The 23,384-nt window shown below is 59.8% G+C and carries 23 protein-coding genes; 5 read left to right on the top strand and 18 right to left on the bottom strand.

The window, feature by feature from the left end; translation table 11 throughout:
• Positions 1–216: 216 nt before the first annotated feature.
• The 7 genes from P792_RS25165 to P792_RS25130 all read right to left on the bottom strand — a co-directional run bounded on the left by P792_RS25165 (position 217) and on the right by P792_RS25130 (position 10,353).
• Positions 217–1,614, bottom strand: coding sequence for an aldehyde dehydrogenase family protein (locus P792_RS25165; protein ID WP_023978069.1), 1,398 nt, complete (start codon positions 1,612–1,614; stop codon positions 217–219).
• A gap of 531 nt (positions 1,615–2,145) precedes the next feature.
• Positions 2,146–3,318 (bottom strand): iron-containing alcohol dehydrogenase, encoded by a 1,173-nt coding sequence (locus tag P792_RS25155; protein WP_023978067.1) that lies wholly within the window; start codon positions 3,316–3,318, stop codon positions 2,146–2,148.
• Between the two features lie 476 nt (positions 3,319–3,794).
• On the bottom strand, positions 3,795–4,817 hold the full coding sequence (locus P792_RS25150; RefSeq protein ID WP_023978066.1) for an isocitrate/isopropylmalate dehydrogenase family protein: 1,023 nt from the start codon (positions 4,815–4,817) through the stop codon (positions 3,795–3,797).
• Between the two features lie 16 nt (positions 4,818–4,833).
• The gene (locus tag P792_RS25145; protein ID WP_023978065.1) at positions 4,834–6,603 is read right to left on the bottom strand and encodes an aminopeptidase P family protein; all 1,770 of its coding nucleotides are present in this window, start codon (positions 6,601–6,603) and stop codon (positions 4,834–4,836) included.
• Positions 6,604–6,672: 69 nt separating this feature from the next.
• Positions 6,673–7,239 carry a GNAT family N-acetyltransferase gene (locus P792_RS25140; RefSeq protein WP_023978064.1) on the bottom strand — a complete coding sequence of 189 codons (567 nt, stop codon included), beginning with the start codon at positions 7,237–7,239 and terminating at the stop codon, positions 6,673–6,675.
• Positions 7,232–8,128, bottom strand: coding sequence for a 50S ribosomal protein L11 methyltransferase (locus tag P792_RS25135; RefSeq protein ID WP_023978063.1), 897 nt, complete (start codon positions 8,126–8,128; stop codon positions 7,232–7,234). Before P792_RS25135 ends, P792_RS25140 begins: the two co-directional genes overlap by 8 nt.
• Positions 8,125–10,353 carry an ATP-dependent helicase gene (locus P792_RS25130; RefSeq protein ID WP_023978062.1) on the bottom strand — a complete coding sequence of 743 codons (2,229 nt, stop codon included), beginning with the start codon at positions 10,351–10,353 and terminating at the stop codon, positions 8,125–8,127. Before P792_RS25130 ends, P792_RS25135 begins: the two co-directional genes overlap by 4 nt.
• A gap of 27 nt (positions 10,354–10,380) precedes the next feature.
• On the opposite strand from P792_RS25130, the gene P792_RS25125 reads away from it, so the two are divergent.
• Complete coding sequence (locus tag P792_RS25125; RefSeq protein WP_023978061.1) at positions 10,381–11,079, top strand: RadC family protein; 699 nt, start codon at positions 10,381–10,383, stop codon at positions 11,077–11,079.
• Between the two features lie 26 nt (positions 11,080–11,105).
• Here the strand turns inward: P792_RS25125 and P792_RS25120 are convergent, their stop codons facing one another.
• Positions 11,106–11,801, bottom strand: a complete 696-nt coding sequence (locus tag P792_RS25120; protein WP_023978060.1) for an HAD hydrolase-like protein — start codon at positions 11,799–11,801, stop codon at positions 11,106–11,108.
• A 134-nt stretch (positions 11,802–11,935) separates the two neighbouring features.
• Between P792_RS25120 and radC the strand changes: the two genes are divergently transcribed.
• Positions 11,936–12,583: a DNA repair protein RadC gene (radC, locus tag P792_RS0118280; protein WP_235075416.1), complete on the top strand. Its 648-nt coding sequence runs from the start codon at positions 11,936–11,938 to the stop codon at positions 12,581–12,583.
• On the opposite strand, the gene P792_RS25115 is transcribed toward radC, so the two are convergent.
• From P792_RS25115 to rpmE, 6 genes are all read right to left on the bottom strand, one after another.
• The gene (locus P792_RS25115) at positions 12,584–13,741 is read right to left on the bottom strand and encodes a 5-(carboxyamino)imidazole ribonucleotide synthase (RefSeq protein ID WP_023978058.1); all 1,158 of its coding nucleotides are present in this window, start codon (positions 13,739–13,741) and stop codon (positions 12,584–12,586) included. It abuts the gene before it with no gap.
• Complete coding sequence (gene purE, locus P792_RS25110; RefSeq protein ID WP_023978057.1) at positions 13,738–14,265, bottom strand: 5-(carboxyamino)imidazole ribonucleotide mutase; 528 nt, start codon at positions 14,263–14,265, stop codon at positions 13,738–13,740. The genes P792_RS25115 and purE overlap by 4 nt, the downstream gene beginning before the upstream one ends.
• Complete coding sequence (locus P792_RS25105) at positions 14,266–14,466, bottom strand: DUF465 domain-containing protein (protein WP_023978056.1); 201 nt, start codon at positions 14,464–14,466, stop codon at positions 14,266–14,268.
• 76 nt (positions 14,467–14,542) lie between these two features.
• Positions 14,543–15,127, bottom strand: coding sequence for a DUF1013 domain-containing protein (locus P792_RS25100; RefSeq protein ID WP_023978055.1), 585 nt, complete (start codon positions 15,125–15,127; stop codon positions 14,543–14,545).
• Positions 15,128–15,364: 237 nt separating this feature from the next.
• A complete protein-coding gene (locus tag P792_RS25095) occupies positions 15,365–15,862 on the bottom strand; it encodes an Hsp20 family protein (protein ID WP_023978054.1) in 498 nt (165 codons plus the stop codon).
• Between the two features lie 158 nt (positions 15,863–16,020).
• Positions 16,021–16,254: a 50S ribosomal protein L31 gene (gene rpmE / locus P792_RS25090; protein ID WP_023978053.1), complete on the bottom strand. Its 234-nt coding sequence runs from the start codon at positions 16,252–16,254 to the stop codon at positions 16,021–16,023.
• A 250-nt stretch (positions 16,255–16,504) separates the two neighbouring features.
• Between rpmE and mscL the strand changes: the two genes are divergently transcribed.
• Positions 16,505–16,963, top strand: a complete 459-nt coding sequence (gene mscL, locus P792_RS25085) for a large-conductance mechanosensitive channel protein MscL (protein WP_023978052.1) — start codon at positions 16,505–16,507, stop codon at positions 16,961–16,963.
• A 69-nt stretch (positions 16,964–17,032) separates the two neighbouring features.
• Positions 17,033–17,404, top strand: coding sequence for a hypothetical protein (locus tag P792_RS25080; RefSeq protein WP_152530160.1), 372 nt, complete (start codon positions 17,033–17,035; stop codon positions 17,402–17,404).
• Positions 17,405–17,466: 62 nt separating this feature from the next.
• Here the strand turns inward: P792_RS25080 and secF are convergent, their stop codons facing one another.
• Positions 17,467–18,405 (bottom strand): protein translocase subunit SecF, encoded by a 939-nt coding sequence (gene secF / locus P792_RS25075; RefSeq protein WP_023978050.1) that lies wholly within the window; start codon positions 18,403–18,405, stop codon positions 17,467–17,469.
• Positions 18,406–18,409: 4 nt separating this feature from the next.
• Positions 18,410–19,960 carry a protein translocase subunit SecD gene (gene secD / locus P792_RS25070; RefSeq protein ID WP_369794207.1) on the bottom strand — a complete coding sequence of 517 codons (1,551 nt, stop codon included), beginning with the start codon at positions 19,958–19,960 and terminating at the stop codon, positions 18,410–18,412.
• 161 nt (positions 19,961–20,121) lie between these two features.
• On the opposite strand from secD, the gene P792_RS25065 reads away from it, so the two are divergent.
• Positions 20,122–21,117, top strand: a complete 996-nt coding sequence (locus P792_RS25065) for a Gfo/Idh/MocA family protein (RefSeq protein ID WP_023978048.1) — start codon at positions 20,122–20,124, stop codon at positions 21,115–21,117.
• A 56-nt stretch (positions 21,118–21,173) separates the two neighbouring features.
• Here P792_RS25065 and P792_RS25060 read toward each other — a convergent pair whose 3' ends face one another.
• The gene (locus tag P792_RS25060) at positions 21,174–22,991 is read right to left on the bottom strand and encodes an ABC-F family ATP-binding cassette domain-containing protein (protein WP_031240267.1); all 1,818 of its coding nucleotides are present in this window, start codon (positions 22,989–22,991) and stop codon (positions 21,174–21,176) included.
• 36 nt (positions 22,992–23,027) lie between these two features.
• The coding region (locus tag P792_RS38395; RefSeq protein WP_023978046.1) for a response regulator at positions 23,028–23,384 on the bottom strand (357 nt) is incomplete at its 5' end.

Here is a 23,384-nt window from a genome sequence, read left to right as displayed (position 1 = left end):
GTGCCCGGGGAAGCGGTAGAGACCATGAGGCGCAGGGTCCTGACAGGATAACGGAATGGCAACATTCCGAGGCGTTAACGAAAGATGATGATCCCGAGGCCGCACACCCCGTTATTTCGCTTGGAAGTTGTCCGCCTGCGGCGCGTCGCCCGAGCAGATGCTTCAGGCCTCTTCATCAACGGGCCGTGATCGATCAGGTTTCGTCGTCAACGATCTTTATCTGCCATGCCATTGGCGAAGCCGCGGCAACAGGTGAAAGGCACCCCGTTTGCGTGTCGAAATGCTGACTGGTCGGGTGAGCGCCAGCAAGCCCTCGCGCCCGCGGGTGACACCAAAACCGCTCCTGTGTGCCCCGCCAAACGGCAGCCGGGGATCTGCACTGGGAACGATGATGTCATTGATGGTGATCGTTCCAGCCGGAATGCGCTTCGCGATTGCCAGAGCCTCGCGTTCATTACCGAAAATGCTGGCGCCGAGGGCGTGTGTAGCCGCACCTTCAAGGCAGATCGCTTCTTCAACTGAGTGCGTCGTGATCACTGCAAACCAGGGTGCGAACAGATCGATATCAGCAAGTCTTGCCTGATGGGCGTTCAGGAATATGACCTGTGTCTTGCCACAGACAACAACCTCTCCCCCGGCGGCTTTTGCCGAGCAGATAAGCTGCGCAAGTTTTGATGAAGGATCTGGTGCGGGGTTATCCCCTTCACCGCCGAACACGCGGTACAGTTCACGCTGTAAGGGGCGCTTCTGCACCTCGTTGATGAATATCCTGCGGGGTGCGATGCACGTATGCCCGCCCTTGAGTGTCTGTCCGAAATGCAGCGCTCGTGCCACGAGGGCAAGATCTGCATCGGGCAGGACGAAGACAGGGTCTGCCCCGGATAGCTCCATGATGGTGGGCGTCAGGGTCTCCGCCGCTGCAAGCGCAACCTTGCGGCCTGTTTCAGCTGAGCCAGTGAGGATGATCAGGTCGTAGCCACTCGAGACTGCCTGTTGCCCGCTATCCTCACCGACCAGCTGCACGACCCCTTTCGGCAAACCTGCCTGCTCGAGGAGCGCGACGAACCGGCGCAGGACTGCGGTCCGGCCGGGCGCCGGTTTCAGCGCGACGCTGTTGCCTGCCACCAACGCCTGTAACGTCTGTATGCTTGCGAGCATGAGTGGGTAGTTGCCGGGAGCCAGGATAAGGACCGCTCCCAGTGGCTTGCGCACGACAGACGCCATCACGCCTTGCAGCCAGAGCGGGCGACCCAACCAGCCAAGCCGCGTCTCCTTGAGCATAGATGACGCCTCACGGCAGAGGAAACGCGACGCGGCCATGAGCGGAAGGATCTCGGCTGTCATGACATCGAGCGAGGCATGATCGGCAATCAAACGGATTAGGCTAGGCGCGTTCAGAAGCATCAACCTGTTGAAACGACGTAACACCCTCAATCGCGCGCGCAGGGGTACCGCTGCCCATCGGGGCTGCATCGCCTTGAGGTCCCGGCAAACCTCCTGCGACGACGTTGAGCTCGATTTGTCCTCGCATTCATCGTGCAAGGAGGCGGAGGCCTCGAGACTCTCAGCCGGGCCGTGAGAATTGCGCGTAAAGGAGGTCGTGATGTCGCTCATGAAGGGTTCCGCTCATATCTCGAGTGCTAACCCCTCTTGATCGCCGCAGTTTCCCTGACCCAGCCTGTGTATCTTCACATCGGGGCCTGAGACACATCCCACCACCCTCAACAGGAAAACCATTGAGCGGAGGCAGATTGAAGCATCAGTGATGCTGGCAACCGGAGGCGTCACTCTGATCCTGAGCTGACAGCTGTCATGCGCTCGCATTGCTCGGATCCCGCGTTTGAGGAGAAGTGCCCGCTTGGTGCGCAGCATGGCGGCTGACGCCTTGCCCGGGAGATACATGCTATGCGGAGCATCATGATGCTGGCTAAAAGGCGCATTCAATGCGCGCTGGTAGGAACGGAGATAAGCGCGCCTGCTGGCTCGTCCCGTTGGGAGGGCAAACCCGAGGCCGGCCCCTTGGCCTCTCCGTCCAGGAACCGGAGGCAAAGGGCGACCTGTTCTCATGCTGCGTCAGACTCTCCGGCTCTCTACCTGAACAACCGGAAGATGCCGCCTAGACCAGCATCTTCCGTTTAGGAACTTTCACATCGCGGCTTCAAACACGCCAATGATCTGGGCAAGGGTCGCCTTGCGCGGATTGGTAAGCATGCAGGCATCTTTCTGCGCGTTTTCAGCCATCGTCTTGTGATCTTCCGCCTTGACGCCGAGCGCGGTGAGACCCGACGGGATACCGACCGAGCGGGCCATCTGGGTGATGGCGTCGATTGCAGCCTCAGCCGCCTCATCGCGGCTCATCAGATCGGTCGGTACCCCAAGCAGGCGGGCAACGCGGGCATACCGATCGGCGGCAGCGATGAGGTTGAAGCGACAGACATGAGGCAACAGCACAGCGTTACAGACACCATGCGGCAGGTTGTAAAAACCGCCCAGTTGATGCGCCATGGCATGCACATAACCCAGCGAGGCATTGTTGAATGCCATGCCGGCCAGATACTGCGCGTAACACATGGCAACGCGCGCTTCCATGTTCTCACCATTGCCCACTGCCTTGGGCAGGAATTCGCCAATCAGGCTGATGGCCTTCTCAGCGCAAGCATCGGTGATCGGCGTTGCTGCGGTTGAAACATAGGCCTCGATAGCATGGGTGAGCGCATCCATACCTGTGGCGGCTGTCAGGGCAGGCGGCATGGCTACCATCAGGTTCGGATCGTCAATTGCGATCAGCGGTGTGCAACGCCAATCGACGATCGCCATTTTCACATGGGTCTGGGAATTGGTGATGATGCAGAACCGCGTCATCTCAGACGCTGTGCCGGCCGTGGTGTTGATCGCGATCAGCGGCGTCATCGGGACTCTGGATTTGTCCACGCCTTCGTAGTCGCGAATATTGCCACCGCCCGCTGTGACCAGGCCAATGCCCTTGGCGCAATCATGGGCCGAACCGCCGCCGAGTGAAACGATGAAGTCGCAGCCATTATCCTGATAGATCTTGACGCCGTCATGCACGTTTTTGTCTGTCGGATTGGGCTCTGCACCGTCAAAAATGACAGTCTGCAAACCATCCTCGAGCAGGTAGCCCGAAATGATGTCTGCCACGCCCATTTTCTTCAAGCCAGCATCGGTGACAATCAGGGCCTTTCTGGCACCAAGCGCTTTCGCCCGGTCCCCGGCCTGCTTGGCGCAGCCGGGACCAATGAGGGTCACGCAGGGAATGAAGAAGCTGTCGGTATGATCGGCAAGGGCAATATGCGCCATGTTTCTGATCCTTATGCCAGAGACGTTCGTATTGACTGGACTTCATCCCGCGCAAGCGGTTTTATCCGGCTCTCCTTACGAAACGTTCCAATAGATTTATGGCTTCTTCAATAGATGATCAATAAAACTCGATTACGAAATCAATAAATTACAAGTAGTACTACGCTGGTATGGAATTATTTGTCTGTTATGTTCTGGTCATGCCATTGCATGATGGCAGACAGGCTGAAGGTCGAACCACAAGGTACGGGAAGAACGGTTAGTTCGGACAAGGGGGGAAAGGCCCTGCGAACAGAGTGGATACGCCTGTAAGCATGAGCAGCCAGCTTGGGCTGGTGCGCATAGCGCAATCTCAATCAGCTAAGGAGATGCGCTTTCGATTCCCCCCTACGCGCAGAGGCATCATGAGGGCGTGAGGTGTAGGCACGGCTTAACGCCGCGCCCACCCTGATCTGCAAAACAGCAGAAATGACAGCTCAGAGAGCCGCAAGAAGCGCCTTTGTCAGTTCGGCCGTGCCTGTCTCGCCACCCAGATCACGCGTGCGCACGCCATCAATGCGAATGACACGGTCGATAGCCTGATCCACGCGTGTGGAGAGGTCCTGACGACCGACATGAGCAAGCATCATGCTGGCAGCCATGAGCATGGCCAGCGGGTTGGCAACGCCCTTGCCGGCGATATCGGGGGCGGAGCCGTGCACCGCCTCGAAGATCGCCGCATCCGGGCCGATATTGGCACCGGGTGCCATGCCGAGACCACCGACAAGACCAGCAGTGAGATCAGAAAGAATATCGCCAAACAAATTCGTCGTGACGATCACGTCGTACTGCCAGGGATCGGTGACGAGCTGCATGGTGCAGGCATCAACGATGCGCTCCTCAACAGCGACACGACCTTCATATTCCTTGGCGACCTTCCGACCTTCCTCGAGGAAAATCCCGCTGAAGATCTTGAGGATATTGGCCTTGTGAACCAGCGTGACCTTTTTGCGGCCATTGGCCACCGCGTAATCGAAGGCGAAGCGCACAATGCGCGCACATTCTGCGCGCGAGTTGAAACCAGCGCCATAGGCCAGACCCTTCGGGTCGTCACCGACGGGCAGATAATGCTCCATCGCAGCATAGAGCCCTTCGATGTTCTCGCGCACAACCACGAGATCCACCTTGTCGAAGCGGCCGCCCGGAACGACCGTCCGCGTCGGGCGCAGATTGGCGTAGAGCCCAAACTCCTGACGCATCGTCACATTGACGGATTTGAAACCCGCACCAACCGGCGTGGTGAGTGGCCCCTTGAGAGCAAGGCCGGTCTTGCGAATGCTGTCGAGGGTCGGCTGTGGCAGCGGGGCGCCGAACTTTTCAATGGCGCCAAGCCCGCCGGATTGGTGGTCCCATTCGAACGGGGCACCGACCTTGGACAGGATTTCAACAACAGAGGCGGTGATTTCCGGCCCGATACCATCACCTTCGATAAGGGTCGCGGGGATCATGTGATCAGCCATTCTGTCTTTCCTTTGTTCAGTTCGTGATTGGCGCGCAGGCGTCAACAAGCCAGCTCCGGTCGTCCTCGTCCAGAAGCGGGCCGATATGGGCGAGCGTATCCTGATGATAGGTATTCAGCCAGCGCAGCTCTTCCGGTTCCAGTAACGATGCCATGATCAGACGCCGATCGAACGGCGCAAAGCCAAGTACCTCGAACTCGAGGAAGGGGGCCTGGCTTGTGACTGATGCAGCCTTGACCAGAAGCAGGTTTTCCAGCCGGATGCCGTAGGAACCGGGCAGGTAATAGCCCGGCTCGTCAGAGACGATCATGCCTTCTTCCAGCGCCACAGGACGGGCAACAGAGCTGATGTTCTGAGGCCCCTCATGCACGGAGAGGTAGCTGCCAATGCCATGCCCTGTACCGTGGTCGTAATCGAGCCCGGCCTGCCAGAGTGCATAGCGTGCCAGAGAGTCGAGCCGATGCCCCGTCGTGCCCTGAGGAAAACGGGCACGGGCGAGAAGGATGTTTCCCTTGAGTACACGGGTAAAGGCCTCGCACAACGCTGCGGGGGGCGCATCGGGGCCATTCCAGATCGTGCGTGTCACGTCTGTGGTGCCGGCATCATACTGGCCCCCGCTGTCAATCAGATACACCTGATTGGGCTGCAGGATCAGATCCTGACCGGACAGGGCGCGATAATGCGGCAGGGCAGCATTGGGGCCAACAGCTGAGATCGCCGGAAAGCTCTCGCCATGATAGCTGTCTGAAGCGCCGCGATACCTGTTAAGGATTTCAGCCAGCATGGTTTCGCGCAGCCCGGAGCCCTCGCGGAAGACAAAATGGAGGAAGCGGCAAAGCGCAGCTGAATCGGTCAGATGCGCCTTGCGTGCGCCTTCCTGCTCGGTAGCGTTCTTGCAGGCGCGGGGCAGGGCACAGAGATCGTTGCCGCGCGCGAGTGTCGCCCCTGCCTCAGCCAGTGTCTGGATGAACCAGAGCGATGTCTGGGCCGGGTCAAAGCGAACGACCTGACCGGAAAGCGCCTTCAGACGGTCCTGAAGCGCCTCGGGGGGCAGGACAGAAACATTGCGGAACGAGATGGCCGCATCCGGGCTGACGCGGCTGATATCGACGAACACCTCCAAAGAGGCATCCTGATGCAGGATGCCGAAGGCGAGGATGACCGGCGTATTGGGAACGTCATCTCCGCGGATATTCAACAGCCAGGCAAGCGATGTCGGATCACAGACCAGCATGGCTTCCTGGCCTGCCTTGCGCAGCGCGCCGCCAATCTTGCGGCGTTTGGACAGGCTGCCTTCGCCGCTGAAGGCCTCCGGGTGGTATTGCACGGCGCTCTCGGGCGGCGCAGGTTGATCGGCCCAGACAGCATCAACCGGATTACGGTCGAGCGCAACAAAGTTGTAATCGGCCGAGGTCAGGGCGTTGAGCTGTGCTTCACCCACCAGCTTGGGGTCATATCCGATTTTGAGACCCCGCGCATTGTGGGCGAGCCACTCCGCCGCTGGCTGTTTTGTCAGATGCAGCCGCTCCCATTGGGTCCCATCGACCTGATCCTGCAACTGGCTGGTATAGCGGCCATCGGAAAACACTGCGGCGGTCTCGCCCAGGATGATGGCAAGTCCTGCACTGCCGGTAAATCCGGTCAGCCAGGCCAGCCGCTCGGCGCATGGGGCCACATATTCACCCAGAAATTCGTCCCCACGCGGCAGTAGAAAGCCATCCACCCCGCTTGCATCGAGTTCATGCCGGACAAGTGCCTGACGTTTGTCGAGAGGGATGAGACTCATGGCGTTTTCTTTCATCTCGGGCCTGTAAGCAGGGCGTTGCGGGACGTTTGTAACGGGGTTCCGACGTGCTTAGGCCGGGTGAGGCGGGCTCGTGTCGCTATCGGGCGACGGCGTGTCCTGCATCAGTCCTGAATGCCCATCTTCGTCGAAAAGACGATACATGAAGACCAGATCCAGCCAGCGACCAAACTTGAAACCCATCTGGGGAAGGGGCGTACTCTCGCTGAACCCTGCTGCGCGATGAAGCGCGATCGAGGCGGTATTGCTGGCAGTAATGGCCCCGATCAGGACATGCATCCCCGCGTGTTCCGCGTGAGCGGTTATGGCCTCAAGCAGCATGCGGCCAATACCTTTGCGCTGCGCTGCACGTGCCACATAAATGGAATGCTCCACCGTGCGGGCATAGCCTTCGTAGACGCGAAACGGCCCGTAGGAGGCGAAGCCGAGGATGGTCCCATCTTCCACAGCGACGATAACCGGAAAGCCGGCAGCCTTGCGATCGGCCATCCAGCCCCTTCGCTCTTCCAGGCTGCGCGGTGACGTTGCCCATATCGCCTCGGAAGTCGCGATCGCATCATTAGTGATGGCGAGAATGGCGGGCAGGTCGCTTTCGGTCGCGTCGCGCAGTTCAGTCACGGCGGCGCAGAACCAGCGTGGACCACTCGCCTTCGTAGTACTGCTTCTCGAGCACAAGTCCCTGTCGCCTGTGCGCGGCCAGCACCATACGGGCCTGGGTCGTCAGCAGGCCGGCAAGAATGACCGTGCCCCCCGGGGCAAGATGGCTACCGAGATCACGCGCCATCTTGCAGAGCGGGCGTGCCAGGATATTGGCGAAGACGAGATCGTAAGGGGCCTTGGCACGAACCGCCGGTGTCAGCCAGCCATTGCCCAGGCGGGCGTCGATCAACGGGCCGATGCCATTGAGCTTCGCGTTGCTTGCGGCCACCCGGACCGACCAGGGCTCGATATCCACGGCAAGGATACGCTTGTTGAAAAGACGTGCCGCCGCCATGGCCAGAATACCCGACCCGCAGCCCATATCGAGAATACGGGCCGGCTTGCGCCAGGCCATGTCTTCGAGTGCTCGCAGGCAGCCACGGGTGGAACCATGCTCGCCCGAGCCGAAGGCAATCCCGGCATCCAGCGTGATGGTCAGGCGGTCACGCTTGTAGCTGGGGGTGAGGTGGGTACCCCGAATGGCGAAGCGCCGTCCGACATCCTGCTGCGGAAAGGCTTCATAGGTGCGGGCAAGCCAGCCCTCTGCCTCGGTGCGTTCGCGCACAAGCTCGGCATCCACGCCGGTCATGAGGCGCGCCAATGTAAGGGCGCGGGCAAGTTCCTCTTCGGCATGGCCCACATCCTTCACGCCCTCGACGCGCCAGATGTTCTGGTCCTCATTGGCCTCGAAAATGCCAACCGTGGTGCAAACGGTCAGAAAGGCCTGTTCGAAAAGCGGCACGGCCTCATCAGCGACGGTGACGGAGATGGTTTCAAGCGCCGAAGCGTGTCGTCTGGATGCGCTCACGAGACCTGTTCCACAAAATGGGCCATGATGCGTTTTTCGCCTGCCTTCTCGAAGTTGATATGCAATCGGTCGGATTCGACACCGAGCACGGTGCCATAGCCGAATTTCTGATGGAACACGCGTGCGCCCGAGGCAATTCCATGTGAGGCGTCGGGACGCACATCTGTCAGGCGGGGGGCAGCTGTACGAAAGCGCCCCTGCGTGCTGCTCAACGGGCCCGATGCAAAAATGGAGGTCTGCGCGGCAGCCTGACGGCGCTCCTGCATGGCCTGTCCACTATGCTCGACCGTTTCCGCAGGAATCTCATCGATGAAGCGGCTGGGCATGGAGTCCTGCCAGTTGGCATAGATGCGCCGACGGGCGGCATGAATGATGATCGCCCGTTTTCTGGCGCGGGTAATCCCGACATAAGCCAGCCTGCGTTCTTCCTCGAGGCTCTTGAGGCCACCTTCATCGAGGCTGCGCTGAGAGGGAAATACGCCTTCCTCCCAGCCGGGAAGGAACACGGTGTCGAACTCCAGCCCCTTGGCCCCGTGCAGGGTCATGAGGCTGACCGTGTCAGCACTTGCCTTGTCCTCGGTCTCGGTGACCAGAGCCACGTGCTCGAGAAAGCCTTCGAGCGTGCCGAAATCGCCAATGGCCCGCAGCAATTCCTTGATATTGTCGAGCCGCCCTGGGGCCTCGGGCGATTTATCGTCGCGCCACATCGGCAGGTAGCCGCTTTCCTCCAGCAACTGCTCCATGGCCACCACATGGCCTTCGCTCTCACGGGTTTCGCGGGCGCGGGCGAAAGCTTCCATGAGGCCTGACAGGGCTTCGCGGCCCTTGCCCTTCACTAGCCCGGTGTCGAGAGCATGAGCAACGCCAACACTGAGTGGCGCATTCAGGCTGCGCGCCTCATGATGAAGCTTCTGCAACCCGGCAGCACCCACGCCGCGCTTTGGCACATTGATGATCCGCTCAAAGGCGAGATCATCCGCGGGCTGGGCCAGCACACGCATATACGCCATGGCATCACGTATCTCGGCACGCTCATAGAACCGCAAACCACCGACCACGCGATAGGGCAGGCCAAGTGTCAGGAAACGTTCTTCAAAGGGGCGTGTCTGGAAGCCCGCTCGCATCAGAATGGCAATCTGGGAGAGGGGGTGCCCCTCACTGCGCAGCCGCTCGATGGCCCCGGCAGCGATACGGGCTTCCTCGTCGGAATCCCATGCGCTGACGATCTGCAGCTTCTCGCCCTGTGCGTCCTCGCGACCGGGCCGAAGCGTCTTGCCCAGACGGCCTGAGTTATGGGCGATCAGCCCTGAGGCCGCAGCGAGGATCTGGGCTGTTGAACGGTAGTTACGCTCGAGGCGAACGATCTTCGCGCCGGGGAAATCCTTTTCGAAGCGCAGGATGTTTTCCACCTCGGCACCACGCCATGAATAGATCGACTGATCGTCGTCCCCCACGCAGGCGATATTGGCCGGCCCGTGCTCGCGCTTGGCCAGCAGACGCAGCCAGAGATACTGGATTGTATTGGTGTCCTGATACTCATCGACCAGAATATAGCGGAACAGCCGGTGATACTGGGCCAGAACGTCTGGCTGTGTGCGCAGGATCTCGAGCGTATGCAGCATGAGATCGCCAAAGTCACAGGCATTGACCGCCTTGAGCCGGTCCTGATAGGCGGCGTAAAGCTTGCGCGCCTGTCCTCCTGCAAAATCCGTATCCTCGGCGGCCGTCACCTGTTCGGGCGTCAAACCGCGATCTTTCCAGCGCTGGAAAATACCCAGCAGGGCTTGAGGTGGCCAGCGTTTCGTATCGAGGCGGAACGGCTCCATGATCTGACGCACGAGCCGAAGCTGATCGTCGGTATCGAGGATCGTGAAGCCAGTGGTCAGCCCGACATATTCAGCATGGCGGCGCAGCATCCGCGCGCATAGGGCATGGAATGTGCCCAGCCATAGCCCTTCGACAGTCTCGCCCAGCAGGGCACCCACACGCTCGCGCATTTCACGCGCAGCCTTGTTGGTGAAGGTGACTGCAAGGATCTGGTAAGGGCGCGCGCGGCCATCGAGCAGGATATGCGCAAAACGCGTGGTCAGAACGCGTGTCTTGCCCGTTCCAGCTCCAGCCAGGATCAGAAGCGGGCCCTCGGTCGTCTCAATGGCCTCCCGTTGCTCGGGATTGAGGCGTTCAAGGTAGTCAGGCGAGGGGGATGGAATAAGGGATTGCGTCACCCGATCGATATAGAATGTAATGCTCTTATGGCCAAACGCTCATTTTCGCCTGAAAGCAAGAACCTGCTGCGCGGGGTGGGGCCGCAAGGGCATCGCGAGCGCATGCGACACCGCGTGCTGAGCGCAGGGGCTGACACATTGGCCGATTATGAAATTCTGGAGATGCTGCTTTTCAGCAGCATACCGCGACGCGATACCAAACCCCTTGCCAAGGCGCTCCTGCAGCGATTTGGAAGCCTCTCTGCCGTCTTTGCGGCTCCGGCGCAGGATTTGCGGTCGCTGGGTGTAAGTGAGAAGGCATTACTGCTTTTGCGTTTTCCCCCGGTTCTCGCCGATCGGCTGGCTCTGGCAGAAGATCGCCTGCGTCCCCGTCTCGGGAGCTGGGACCAGCTTTGTGCCTATCTTTCCGGGGTGATGGGGAGCGCTGTACCCGAGCAGTTCCGACTGCTTTATCTGGATAATCGCAACCGGTTGCTGGCTGACGAACCGGTTGATGATTTTACCACCACTGCGCCCATTTTCCGCAGGGCCCTGGCGCTTCGGGCTGTTTCCTTCATCGGTGTTCAGAAAACACTGACCACGTTTCATGCCGCAACGTCGCCCTTGCGTCACTTTGCAGAGCGCCTCAGTCTGGAGGCAGGCGCGCTTGCTATGATCGTTCATGATGTTGTGGTCGTATCGGAAAGGCGCCCCCCTTTGAGCCTCAGACAAAAAGGGTTTTTCTAGGCTATCCTGCGCGCCTTTCCGTATCATCAGAGGCGCGCAAGTGCCGTGAACTGGTTGTGCAGGGCAGGTGCGAGATCGCCGGGGGAAGCGACAAGAAGATCAGCCCCGGCTTCCGTCAATTCGGCCTCTCCGCCATAGCCCCAGAGCACGCCGAGAGCGCGCAGGCGATTGGCATGGGCGCCGGAAATATCAAATCTCCGGTCACCAATCATGAGCGTCCGTGTAGACGACAGCCCCTCCTGCTCCATGATGCGGGCGATCATCTCGGGCTTTTCACCGCCGCTGTCATCATCGGCGGCACCGTGGACATGGTCAAAGCATTCGTCGAGACCATGCTGACGCAATATCTCGCGGGCAAGAGAGGCTGGTTTGGAGGTTGCCGTGAAGATTCTGACCTGCGAGCGCGCAAGTGTGCGCAGCAAATGCGCCATATGCGGGAAGACAGGCGTCTGGAACTTACCCGACTTGTCATAGAGGGCGCGGTACAGCGCCACCGCCTTTTCTACCCTGTTGTCACCATAAACGCGGATGACCTCCTCCATCAGCTCGGCCAGAGGGGGGCCTACAACCCAGGTGAGATCAATCGACAGATCAGGCTCATGGCCGAGCGCCCGCACGACTCCATGAAGCGTGTCGATGATCCCGATGCGAGAGTCTATGATTGTGCCGTCAAGATCAAATAAAACAGAATGATCACTCGTATATTGGTCGAACTCTGACATACATCACTCGATTGATCTTGGCGGAGATGCCGTTGAAAGAAGTAATTTGCAAGCATAGCGGCATAGAGGCGAGACCGGATCTGCAGCCATCCGACGCCGCGCAGGCTGTGTTCGGCTTGATGGAACTACCTCACATGGCCATGGCTAGCGGGCAAGGGCCCGTACTATCGGATGAGGCCCTGCTGCGCCTTTTTTGTGAAGGCTCGGGTATTCCCGCCGGTGAACGTACTTCTTTCTGCGAGAACATGTTAATGCGATTTGGTTCACTCGCGGCCATGTTTTCATCGGAGCAGCGCACTCTTTCGGGCATTGTCTCGCTGGATCGCCCACTTATCTGCACGATCGCTCTACTTCATGAGGCTGCCATACGGGTCAGCCGGGCACGTATGGGTGAGGGCGATATCCTTGCCAATCCGAGGTCAATGCTTGACTACCTGAAATCCCGCCTCACCCGCGAGCCGATCGAGCAATTCCGTATCCTGTTCCTTGACGAGCGAAACCGCCTTCTGGCGGATGAGGCGCAGACACGAGGCACCGTAAACCACACACCTGTCTATCCGCGCGAGGTGGCGCGGCGTGCCATGGAAATCGGCGCCAGAAGCATTGTGCTCGTACACAATCATCCGAGTGGTGACCCGACGCCTTCCGATGCCGATATCGTCATGACGCGGGATACACAGAAGGCGGCTGCCCTGATTGATGTGCGCATTGCCGATCACATCATCATCGGCAATGGCAGCTATTCGAGCTTCAGGGAGCTTGGCTTGATGAAGGACCGCTGATCAGATTTCCTGCTCAGACACGGTCTTGATGCCGAGCGCCGCGTCAAGGCGCGCCGCAACACCGAACGGCCCCGGTAGCGCCCCGAGCGGGAAGAGGGCATTCACGTGGCCCATCTTGCGCCCTTCGCGGCACGCGCTCTTACCGTAAAGATGCATGGCCAACCCAGCGTCGGCAAGAACCGCGTCACAAACTGCCATACCTTCCGGACCGATCAGGTTCTTCATGACCGCATCACTATGGCGATAAGGGTTGGGGAGGGGCAGGCCAGCGACTGCGCGGATGTGCATCTCGAACTGATCGATCAGACAGGCATCCATCGTCCAATGGCCCGAATTATGCGGCCGGGGCGCAATTTCGTTGACCAGAAGCTCGCCCTTGGCCGAGACAAACATCTCAACGCCAAGGATACCAACCAGATCGAGCGTCACTGCGATGCGGCGTGCCAGCGCCTCGGCCTGTTCGGCCAGAGCCACGGGAATACGTGCCGGTGCCAGACTGATATCGAGAATACCGTCCTTGTGCTGGTTCTCTGTCACGGCAAAGCACGTGCTGGCACCGCTTGCGTTGCGGGCGACCATCACGCTCAGCTCGCGCTCGAAATCCACAAACCCCTCGGCAATGAGCGGGAAGGGCAGATCGCGATCAAGCGCATCGAGCCCGGCCTGATCAGCGATCCGGAACTGACCCTTGCCATCATAGCCAAACCGCGTGGTCTTAAGCAGGAAAGGGAATCCCAGCGCGGTAACCGCACGCTCAAGTGAGGTCGCGTTCGGGACTGAAATCCAGGGCGCTACCGGGATATCATTGTCGCTCAGGAAGGTCTTCTCGAGAATACGATCCTGGCTGATAGCGAGAACGGATCCTGCCGGATGCACCGGGCAGAGCGAGGAGAGCAGGTCCAGACCAGTTGCAGAGATGTTTTCGAATTCGAAGGTGATGACATCAACGCTCTGAGCAAAGTCCCTTAGAACAGCTTCATCGTCGTAAGCCCCGACGGTCACGCGCTGTGCCGTTTCCTGCGCTGGCGGATCAGCCTCGGCGCTCAGGATATGCACGTGATAGCCCAGACGGGAGGCTGCAACCGCAGACATCCGTCCAAGCTGACCGCCACCGATGATGCCGATTGTCGATCCCGGAGGGAGCGCTGTAACCGTCATGCTTCAGGGGTATCGGCTACAGAGGCTGTCTGCATGGCGCGCCATGTGTCCAGACGTGCCCTGACGCCTTCATCCTGCAGGGACAGGATAGACGCAGCAAGCAACGCTGCATTGATGGCGCCAGCCTTGCCAATGGCGAGCGTACCAACCGGCACGCCGCCCGGCATCTGGACGATCGACAGGAGGGAGTCCATGCCCTTCAGGGCGTGGGATTCGACAGGCACGCCCAGAACCGGAAGTGTGGTCCAGGCCGAAACCATGCCAGGCAGATGGGCTGCACCGCCAGCGCCGGCGATAATGACCTGAAGCCCCCGACCCCGGGCACTTCGGGCATATTCAGCCAGCCTGTCAGGGGTGCGGTGGGCGGAAACAATGCGCGTTTCGAAGCTGATATCGAGCTCTGTCAGCTTCTCGGCGGCAAAATTCATGGTCGACCAGTCCGACTGGCTTCCCATGATGATACCAACGCGAGGCGTCTGGGCCAGATCGGTTGTCTGGCTGTATAGATCGAGGTCTTCGCTCATTCAGGCAATATCATCCGGTATAAGGCGGTTCTCGATAAAGTTGATTTCGTCCTTCAGAAGCAGCTTGCGCTTTTTGAGGCGCTGAAGCTGCAACTGATTGAGCGGATGCTGGACGAGACGATCGATCACCGTATCGAGGTCGCGATGCTCGCTGCGCAGTTCATGCAGACGGCGGAGCATGACTTCATGATCAACGAGCATCAGGTTCTTTCCGCTTTCATTTCAGCCACCACCCGCGAAATCCTACAACAGGGTTAATGGCCGGCGCTATCCCTACTTAGCCCTCTGTGTCGTCAAACTCTGACATTTCTGCGACGACGGGCACAGAATGGCCTTCACGGGCGAGGCGCTCATTGGCGGCCTGCACCGCAGCGTTAAGGTCCGTCTGGCTGCACAGGCCCAGGATCACCGGATCGCGCGGCTTGATATTGGCGCTGTTCCAATGCTGGCGGTCACGCACCTTGGCGATGGTATCCTTGGTCGTGCCCAGCAGCTTGATGATCTGGAGTTCCGAAAGCTGGGGGAACTGGCGCAGCACGAACGCGATGGCATCCGGGCGGTCATTGCGGCGCGCGATCGGGGTGTAGCGTGCGCCCTTGGCGCGACGGGCAACAGGGTTGGCCTTGGCGGAAAGCTTGAGGCGCAGATCCGGGTTGCCTTCGCAACGGGTGATCTGTTCCTGCGTCAGCTGGTTGTTCTTGACTGGGTCATAGCCATTGATGCCCGCAGCAACCTCGCCATCAGCAATGGCCTGCACCTCGAGCGGATGCATACCGCAGAATTCGGCAATCTGCGTGAAGGTGAGGGCGGTTTTGTCGATCAGCCATACTGCGGTGGCTTTCGGCATAAGCGGCAAAGTCATCTCGGTCCATCCTGCGTGAGGAGCATCGCTCCAGCAGGCACCGATTTGAATGTCCTTACCCGGCGTACCGGGGAGATCTGCGCGGCACCTGCTGGATGCATAGCAAAGTCTGCGCTGATATGGTCTGCGAGAGCGGCAGGGGTCAAGCCCCTGCGCGCATTATTGACAAAAAACCCGGATGCCGCACGACCTTGCCGCTACGTCATCCCTTGAGCAGGGCGACGGGCTGGGCTGGCATCAGGCCGCGTGGCTGACCGGAAGGGGGCCGGAGGCTGCTGTCATTCCGGAGGCTTTGGCGCTGTTTGAGGCTGGCATACCCTGCAAGATCGGAATACGGCGCGGCTTGAGCGCTTCGGGGGTGACTTGACACACGGAAACGGTCAGCAATCCATTCACCAGCTCTGCGCCACTGACCTCGATATGATCGGCGAGCGCAAAGCGCCGTTCGAACGCCCGGGTCGCAATACCACGGTGGAGCAACTCGCCAGCTGTTGTCTTGCGGGGGACATGGCCCTTGATGATCAGCTGGTTCTCGGCGAGGTAGATCTCGACATCTTCAGGACCAAACCCGGCCAGCGCCATGGTGACCTGATAAACATCCTCGGCCGATTTTTCTATGTTGTACGGGGGATAGCTGGCATGGGCCGGCGCATTGGACACGGCATCATCAACCAGACGGGCGAGACGGTCAAAACCGATCGCCGAGCGGAAAAGTGGTGCGAAATCGTAAGACATGAAGAACCTCCTTCAAGGCAGATCCGATACTGCGCCTCCGCATGGGCCGGCACAGAAACATGAAGCATTGTCGCAACCCCGGATGGGCATTGTGACAGGCTTGATGTGGGATCGTTTCCGGGCGGGACAAGGCCCCGCCCGGGAAGGAGCGCCTGATATTACTTCTTGGCGGCGCGAGCGCCGATGCCGGCAAAACGCTTGTTGAACTTGGCCACCTGGCCTCCCGTGTCGAGCATACGCTGCACGCCGGTCCAGGCCGGGTGGGACTTCGGGTCAACGTCGAGACGCAGCGTGTCGCCAGCCTTGCCATAGCAGGACTGTGTCTTGAACTCGCTGCCATCAGTCATGATGATGGTGATCTCGTGATAATCGGGGTGAATGCCGGTCTTCATCTGTACTGTCCTTGTTGCAATGCTCCGATGCCGACCGGAGCGGATGGCGGGGCTATAACGGAAAGAAACGGTCAGGGAAACGACAAAAACGCAGAAACTTCTGCGCCGCTATTGTTTTTTCTATCCGGCCTCAGGGTTTTATCCCACAATCTGGGGTGCTTGAGCGTTTCAGACGCGGCAGATGCCTGCGTCACGAACCGTCCCTGAACACGCTTCCTACTGTCCCTTACCTGAAGGAAAAAAAGTCACGATGTCTGATCTACGTTCAAAGCTGCACACCCCCGGCTGGATTGCCGAGTTCCAGAAGTTCATCATGCGTGGCAATGTCATCGACATGGCTGTCGGTATCATCGTCGGTGCAGCTTTCACGTCGATTGTCACCAGTCTCGTCAAGGATATTCTTACTCCCGGCATCGGACTGCTCACAGGTGGGATCGATTTCTCGAATATCTTCATCACGCTCAAGGGGCCGGTACTTCCCACCCTCGCCGAGGCCCAAAAGGCCGGGGCTGTCACGGTCAATGTGGGCGTATTCCTCAACGCCGTAATTCAGTTTCTGATCGTGGCCTTCGCCGTATTCTGGCTCATCAAGATTGTCTCCCGTTTCCAGCACAAGCAGGAAGCCGCGCCGGCGGCCCCGCCTGCGCCGACCAAGAGCGAGGTCCTGTTGACAGAAATCCGCGATCTGATCGCGAAGGATCCCAGATAAGCCAGTCTTTATCACCCTGTCTTGACGCGCCCGCTTGGCGGGCGCTGTTTCGTGGCGCATGATCTGTTCATGCGCCATTTTCTTTCATCCGCTATTCTGGTTTCAGCCCTGTCTCTCACCGCTTGTGCCGGGGGCGCAGGCGACCAACTGATGCAGAGCCGCTCACCGAGCGTTCTGCTCACAAGCTATGCTATCGCGAATGGCATGGCGGAGCACGGCATGATCGTGCGCATCATGCAGCACAAGGCGACGAAGACCGATATCGCACGCCTGATCGCGATCGATCACAACACGTGGCAATTGATACGGCAGGCTGCGTTCTCGCCCACGGACGCCAATTTCAGACTCGCTGACGGTGGAATTATGCAGATTCTGGATTATGCCACCCCGGTGCCCCAGCCAGCCGCTGATGGTACAAAACCAGGGCTGGCGGCACCCTGACCTGATTCAGGCATCGGTCACGGGGCTAGGGGAGGCAAGCAAACCTCCCCGGAATTTTGGCCTCAGGAAGCCTTGCTGCGACGCAGGCGCTTCTCGCCCATAAGCAGAAGCAGCGGTGCCGCAATGAAGATCGACGACGATGTGCCGACCACGATGCCGAAGAGCATGACGGTGGCAAAGCCTGAGAGGCTATGGCCCCCGAAGATGGCCAGCGGCAGCGCTGCGAGGAACACCGTCATGGACGTGCCAAGCGTCCGGTTGAGCGTCTCGTTGATAGAGAGATCCAGCAACTCACGCAGGGGCATGGTGCGATACTTGCGCAGGTTCTCACGCACGCGATCATAGACCACCACCTTGTCGTTGGTGGAATAGCCCAAAATCGTCAGGATGGCGGCCACCATCACCAGATCGAACTGGAAGCGCGTGATAGCGAGAAACCCGACCGTTTTGGTGAGGTCGAGCACCAGCGTGATCACGGCGCTGATTGCGAACTCCCATTCGAACCGGATCCAGATATAGACCAGGATCATGGCAAGGCTGAGCCCAAGGGCAAGAAGCCCGTTGCGAAACAGCTCGCTGGAGACCGAAGCGCCAACGGCGTCGGCGCGCAGGACCTGCGTACCAGGCTGAGCCTCGACAACTGCGTGGCGCACGGTATCGACCAGCTTTTGCGTATCGGCTTCCTGCGTCGGGCCTGCAGGCGGTGTGTCGAGCTGAATCAGTACATCGTTTTCAGCCCCGAAGCGCTGTAGCCCCGCCGCGGAAATATTATGGACGGCAAGCGCATGACGGAGCTTGTCGAAATCTGCCGGTCCTTGTGTCTGTGCCTCCACAACGATACCGCCATGGAAATCGAGACCGAGCTTGAGACCAGGTACGAAAAACAGAACGACGGAGAGAGCCGACAGAATGGCCGAGGTGGCGAGGCCGGCATAGCGGCCCCGCATGAACGGAATATGCTTGTCTTCACGGACGAAGCGGAAAAGAGGACGTGAGAGCATCGCTTCAGACCGGCAGTTCTGTGGGGCGTGTGAGGGCGTACCAGCGAACCATCAGCAGACGTGACAGCAGCATGGTGGTGAAGAGGGTGGTGACGATACCGACCGTAATCGTCAGGGCGAAGCCGCGCACGGGCCCTGTGCCGAACACGAACAGCATGACATGCGCAAGAAAGGCCGTCGCATTGCTGTCGATGATGGTGGAGGAGGCACGTTCGAAACCTGTCTGCATGGCAGCAAGCGCCGTGCGTCCGCGCCCGACTTCCTCGCGGATACGCTCATTGATCAGGATGTTGGCGTCGACTGCCATGCCGAGTGTCAGCAGCATACCCGCCATACCCGGCAGGGTCAGTGTGGCCTCGAACAGCGAGAGGATAGCCGTCATCAGCACCAGGTTAGCCAGCAGCGCAATGTTCGCATAGAGGCCAAAGCGCCCGTAGAACAGCGCCATGAAGACGATTACGAAGATGAAGCCAATAGCCAGGCTGATGGCACCGGCCCGGATCGAATCAGCACCGAGGGACGGACCAATCGAGCGCTGCTCGATAACCGCCAGCGGCGCGGGCAGGGCACCTGCGCGCAACATGACAGCAAGATCGGTCGCAGTCTGAGCGGTGAAGTTGCCCGTGATCTGGCCGTTACCCTGCGTAATGGGCGTGCGGATAACGGGGGCCTCGATCACCTTGTTGTCGAGCACGATCGCAAAGCGTCGGCCGACGTTTTCGGTGGTGGTCTGCGCAAATGCGCGGGCGCCTGCACGATTGAACGAGAAGGTAACAGCCCATTCGCCCGATTGCTGGTCGATCGATGCACCGGCATTGTTCAGCGCCGCGCCATCAACAGCAACATGATCCAGCACCGGCAACATCGCACCCGTGCTGATATCCTGCATGAGGGTGGATCCCGGCGGTGCGACGGCACCCCCTCCGGCCGAGTTGGCCAGCAGGCGGAATGTCATCTTGGCGGTGGTGCCCAGAAGCCGCTTGATATGCTCAGGATCACTGATGCCAGGCAGTTCGACTACGATACGGTCGTCTCCCTGTCGCGTAATCTCGGGGTCCACTGCACCTGTGCTGTCGATACGACGACGGACGATCTCGATGGACTGTCCTACAGCCTCGCGCGCACGTTGACGCAATGCGGCCTCATTCAGGGTCATCACGATGCGGTCGTGATCGACCGCGGCGGCCACGTCGCTCCCAGCGCCAGTGAGCGAGGAGAGAGCCTCAAGGCTGGATTGCTGCTCGCTTGCATCACGCGGGAGGAAGCTGAGCGTTCGTCCAGCGGCATCCTTGCGAAAATCGCGATAGCCAAGGTTCTTTTCAATCAGGACCTGCTTGGCCTGATCCTCAAGACCCTGGAGGCGGTCATCAACGAGGCTCTGCTGATCGAGTCGAAGCAGAAGATAGGAACCGCCACGCAAATCGAGACCCAGATGGATCTGATGCCAGGGCAGCTTGGCCGCAGGCGCACGCATGAAATTGGGCAGGCAAAGCAGGAGGCCGAGGAAACAGACCCCGAGAACTCCCAGCATGGTAGGCCGACTATAGTACATCATCGAACGGAGCGGCGTCCTTCTTGTAACGACCGGAGATTTGAGGCTACCGCGAGGCGGTCAGGCTGCGGGAAGATGCAGGTAGGCGCTCTGCGTTGCAACCTCCCTGTGCCCCCTGCTACACCAAAAACATGATTTCAGACGTGCACGGACCGGGAAAAAATATGCTGAAGGTCGGAATTGTGGGGGCTGGTCATTTTGGCCGCTTCCACGCCCTCAAGGCAAAGGACTGTCCGCGCGAGCAGCTTGTCGCACTTTACGACCCGGATCAGGCGCGGGCCCGGCTCGTGGCCAACGAGGCCGGTTGTGCAGTGGCGGCAAGCCTTGAAGCCCTGATTGCCCAGTCTGACGCGGTCATCGTGGCAGCCCCGGCGGAACAGCATTTCCCGGTCGCTTCAGCCTGCCTCACGGCAGGGCGTCACGTGCTGGTGGAGAAACCCATCGCTGCGACCCTTGATGAAGCCAGAACCCTGGCGGCGCTGGCGAAGGCTGAGGGCGTGGTGCTTCAGGTGGGCCACCTCCTGCGGTACTCCTCTGAGCACAGGGCGATTTCAGAGCGTATCGGCAAGCCTCTGTATATCGAGGCGACGCGGATTGCCCCCTTCAAGCCACGCGGCACGGATGTGTCGGTGATTCTCGATCTGATGATCCATGATCTCGATCTGGTTCTCTCACTGGTCGACTCTCCCATCGAGTCCATAGACGCGGTAGGCGTTGCGGTATCGAGCGCGCATGAGGATATCTCCAATGCACGGGTACGGTTCGCCAATGGATGTGTCGCCTCCATCTCGGCCAGCCGTATCTCGCTCAAGACCGAACGCCGTATGCGTGTCTTTTCGGAAGAGGGTTACCTCTCGGCCGATTTCGTTGAGCAGGAACTGACCATGATTGGCCGCAAGCGTGGCTTGCCTCTACCGGGCACGGGGGGCTTTCGACGCGAGGCGCTGCGCTGGAAGGACAATGATTGTCTTGCAGCCGAGCACGATGCTTTCGCAGCGGCATGCCTGGATGGCGCACCGATCCTTGTCGATGCGGAGGCGGGTATCCGGGCGCTCGATGCGGCCATTCGCGTCAAGGCCAGCATGGATGACACGAGGGCGCGCATGGAGATGTCAGGGCTTATCGCATCAGGCGAAAGCCTGTCTCCAACCGAGGCTTGAGCCGAAAGAGGGGCATTTTCCTGCTCGGTACCCCTGGAAGATTTCTGGTCCGGTGTTCAAGCGCCGGACTCGATCTCTTCTTTTTTCATCTCGAGAAGGAGCCATTCCTCCTCGGCAGAGGTAAGCGCTGCCTCGGCAGAAGTGAGCTCGTCACTTACCCGGGCGAACTTCTTCGCGTCCTTGCTGTAGAGCGACGGGTCCGAGAGTGTCTCACGCAGGGTGACGATGAGCTTCTCGAGACGATCGATTTCCGCAGGGAGTTTCTCAAGCGCCAGCTTGTCCTTGTAGCTGAGCTTCTTGCTGTTGCGCTCTGATCTTGCAGCATTCTTTTCCCGCGGCTCGGTCGTTTTGCTTTCCGGGTTCGCATTGCGCTCAGCCGGGGCTTCACCGCCTGTCTGGGCCAGCATATCGCTGTACCCACCGGCATATTCGATCCAGTGGCCGTCGCCCTGTGCTACCAGAACCGAGGTGGCCACGCGGTCTAGAAAATCGCGATCATGGCTCACCAGCATGACCGTACCCGGATAATCGTCCAGCATTTCCTGCAACAGATCGAGCGTCTCAAGGTCAAGATCATTCGTCGGCTCGTCGAGTACGAGCAGGTTTGATGGCTGGGCCAGTGCACAGGCAAGGGCAAGTCGGCCACGTTCACCGCCAGAGAGAACACCGACCGGCGTGCGCGCCTGTTCGGGGCGGAACAGGAAGTCCTTCATATACCCGATGACATGGCGCTTCTCATCGCCCACCTGCACCATGTCCCCGCTTCCCCCGGTCATGGTATCCGCAAGCGTCATAGACGGGTCGAGGCTCGCACGTCGCTGGTCCAGCGTGACGAGCGAGGTGGAGGGACCTACCTGTACGCGTCCCGTATCAGGTTGATCCTCGCCGGTAAGGAGACGAAGAAGCGTCGTCTTGCCCATACCGTTGGCACCGACAATCCCCAGGCGATCGCCCTTGAGCACGCGCAGATCGAGATTCTTGACCACAACCCGCTCGCCGAATGCCTTGGTCACATCCTCCGCTACGGTTGTCAGCTTTCCGGTTGTCTGGGCTTCTGACACGGTCAGCTTGAGCGATCCACGGAACTGGCTCGCAATCTCCTTGCGGCGCGAACGCAGCGAGGCCAGCTCCGCAACACGGCGGACATTGCGCTTGCGGCGGGCTGTTACGCCATAGCGCATCCAGTCTTCTTCACGGGCAATCTCGCGATCGAGCTTGTGAGCTGCAAGTTCCTCCAGCGCGAGAACCTCTTCGCGCCAGTCCTCGAAGCGGGCAAAACCCTGATCGAGGCGACGAGTGATGCCCTGCTCAAGCCAGACGACGGCGCGCGAGAGAGTTTCGAGGAGGCGGCGATCGTGGCTGATGACGATCATGGCTGAGCGCATGGAGGCAAGCTCGCGCTCGAGCCATGTGATGGTCGGCAAATCGAGATGGTTGGTCGGCTCGTCGAGAAGCAGAAGATCCGGTCGCGCGGCAAGGGCACGGGCGAGGGCGCAGCGACGGGCCTCACCACCCGAGAGTGTTGCAGTGGTTTCGTCACCTGTCAGACCAAGTTCGGAAAGCATGCTGCGGGCGAGATAATCTTCCTCGGGCTGCAGATCCTGAGCGACGTAGTCGTAGCTCGTCCTGAAGGCCGAGAGGTCTGGTTCCTGCGGGAGATAAACGATCTTGATCCCGGGCTGCACGAAGCACTGGCCAGAATCAGGCAGTATCTCGCCAGCAGCAATGCGCAGAAGCGTTGATTTGCCTGAGCCATTGCGGCCAACAAGACAGAGCTTTTCGCCCGGGGCGACCCCGATTTCGGCACCGTCCAACAGTGGACGACCCCCGAGAGTATAGGAGATATCGCGTAAATGAAGGATCGGTGCAGCCATGCGCCCTATGTGTCGCACCGGCTGCATCGATGCAAGTCAGATCGTTTTGAGGCCGCCCGTGACTGCCTGATAGGTCGTTATGGCCAGTGTAGTGGGCTCAAAGGGCTTGGTGATGATGAAAGACGGCTCTTCCTGCTCGCCTGTAAGCAGCCGCTCGGGATAGGCGGTCACGAAGATCACCGGTGCCTGATGGTCCTTCATAATGCGACCAACAGCGTGCATGCCGTCGCCGCCGCCACCGAGATTGATGTCGGCCAGGATAAGTCCGGGGCGTGTTTCCTTGGCAAGGCGCACAGCATCGGCCTCGGTGTAGGCGACACCCGCAATGCGATGGCCGCATTGCTGCACCACGTCCTGGATGTCCATTGCGATGATGGGCTCATCCTCTATGAT

It is taken from the genome of Asaia sp. SF2.1, from assembly GCF_000505765.1.
In the GTDB taxonomy this organism is placed as follows: domain Bacteria; phylum Pseudomonadota; class Alphaproteobacteria; order Acetobacterales; family Acetobacteraceae; genus Asaia; species Asaia bogorensis.
The sequence above is the reverse complement of the archived record's forward strand: the minus strand, read 5'-3'. Positions and strand labels throughout refer to the sequence as shown.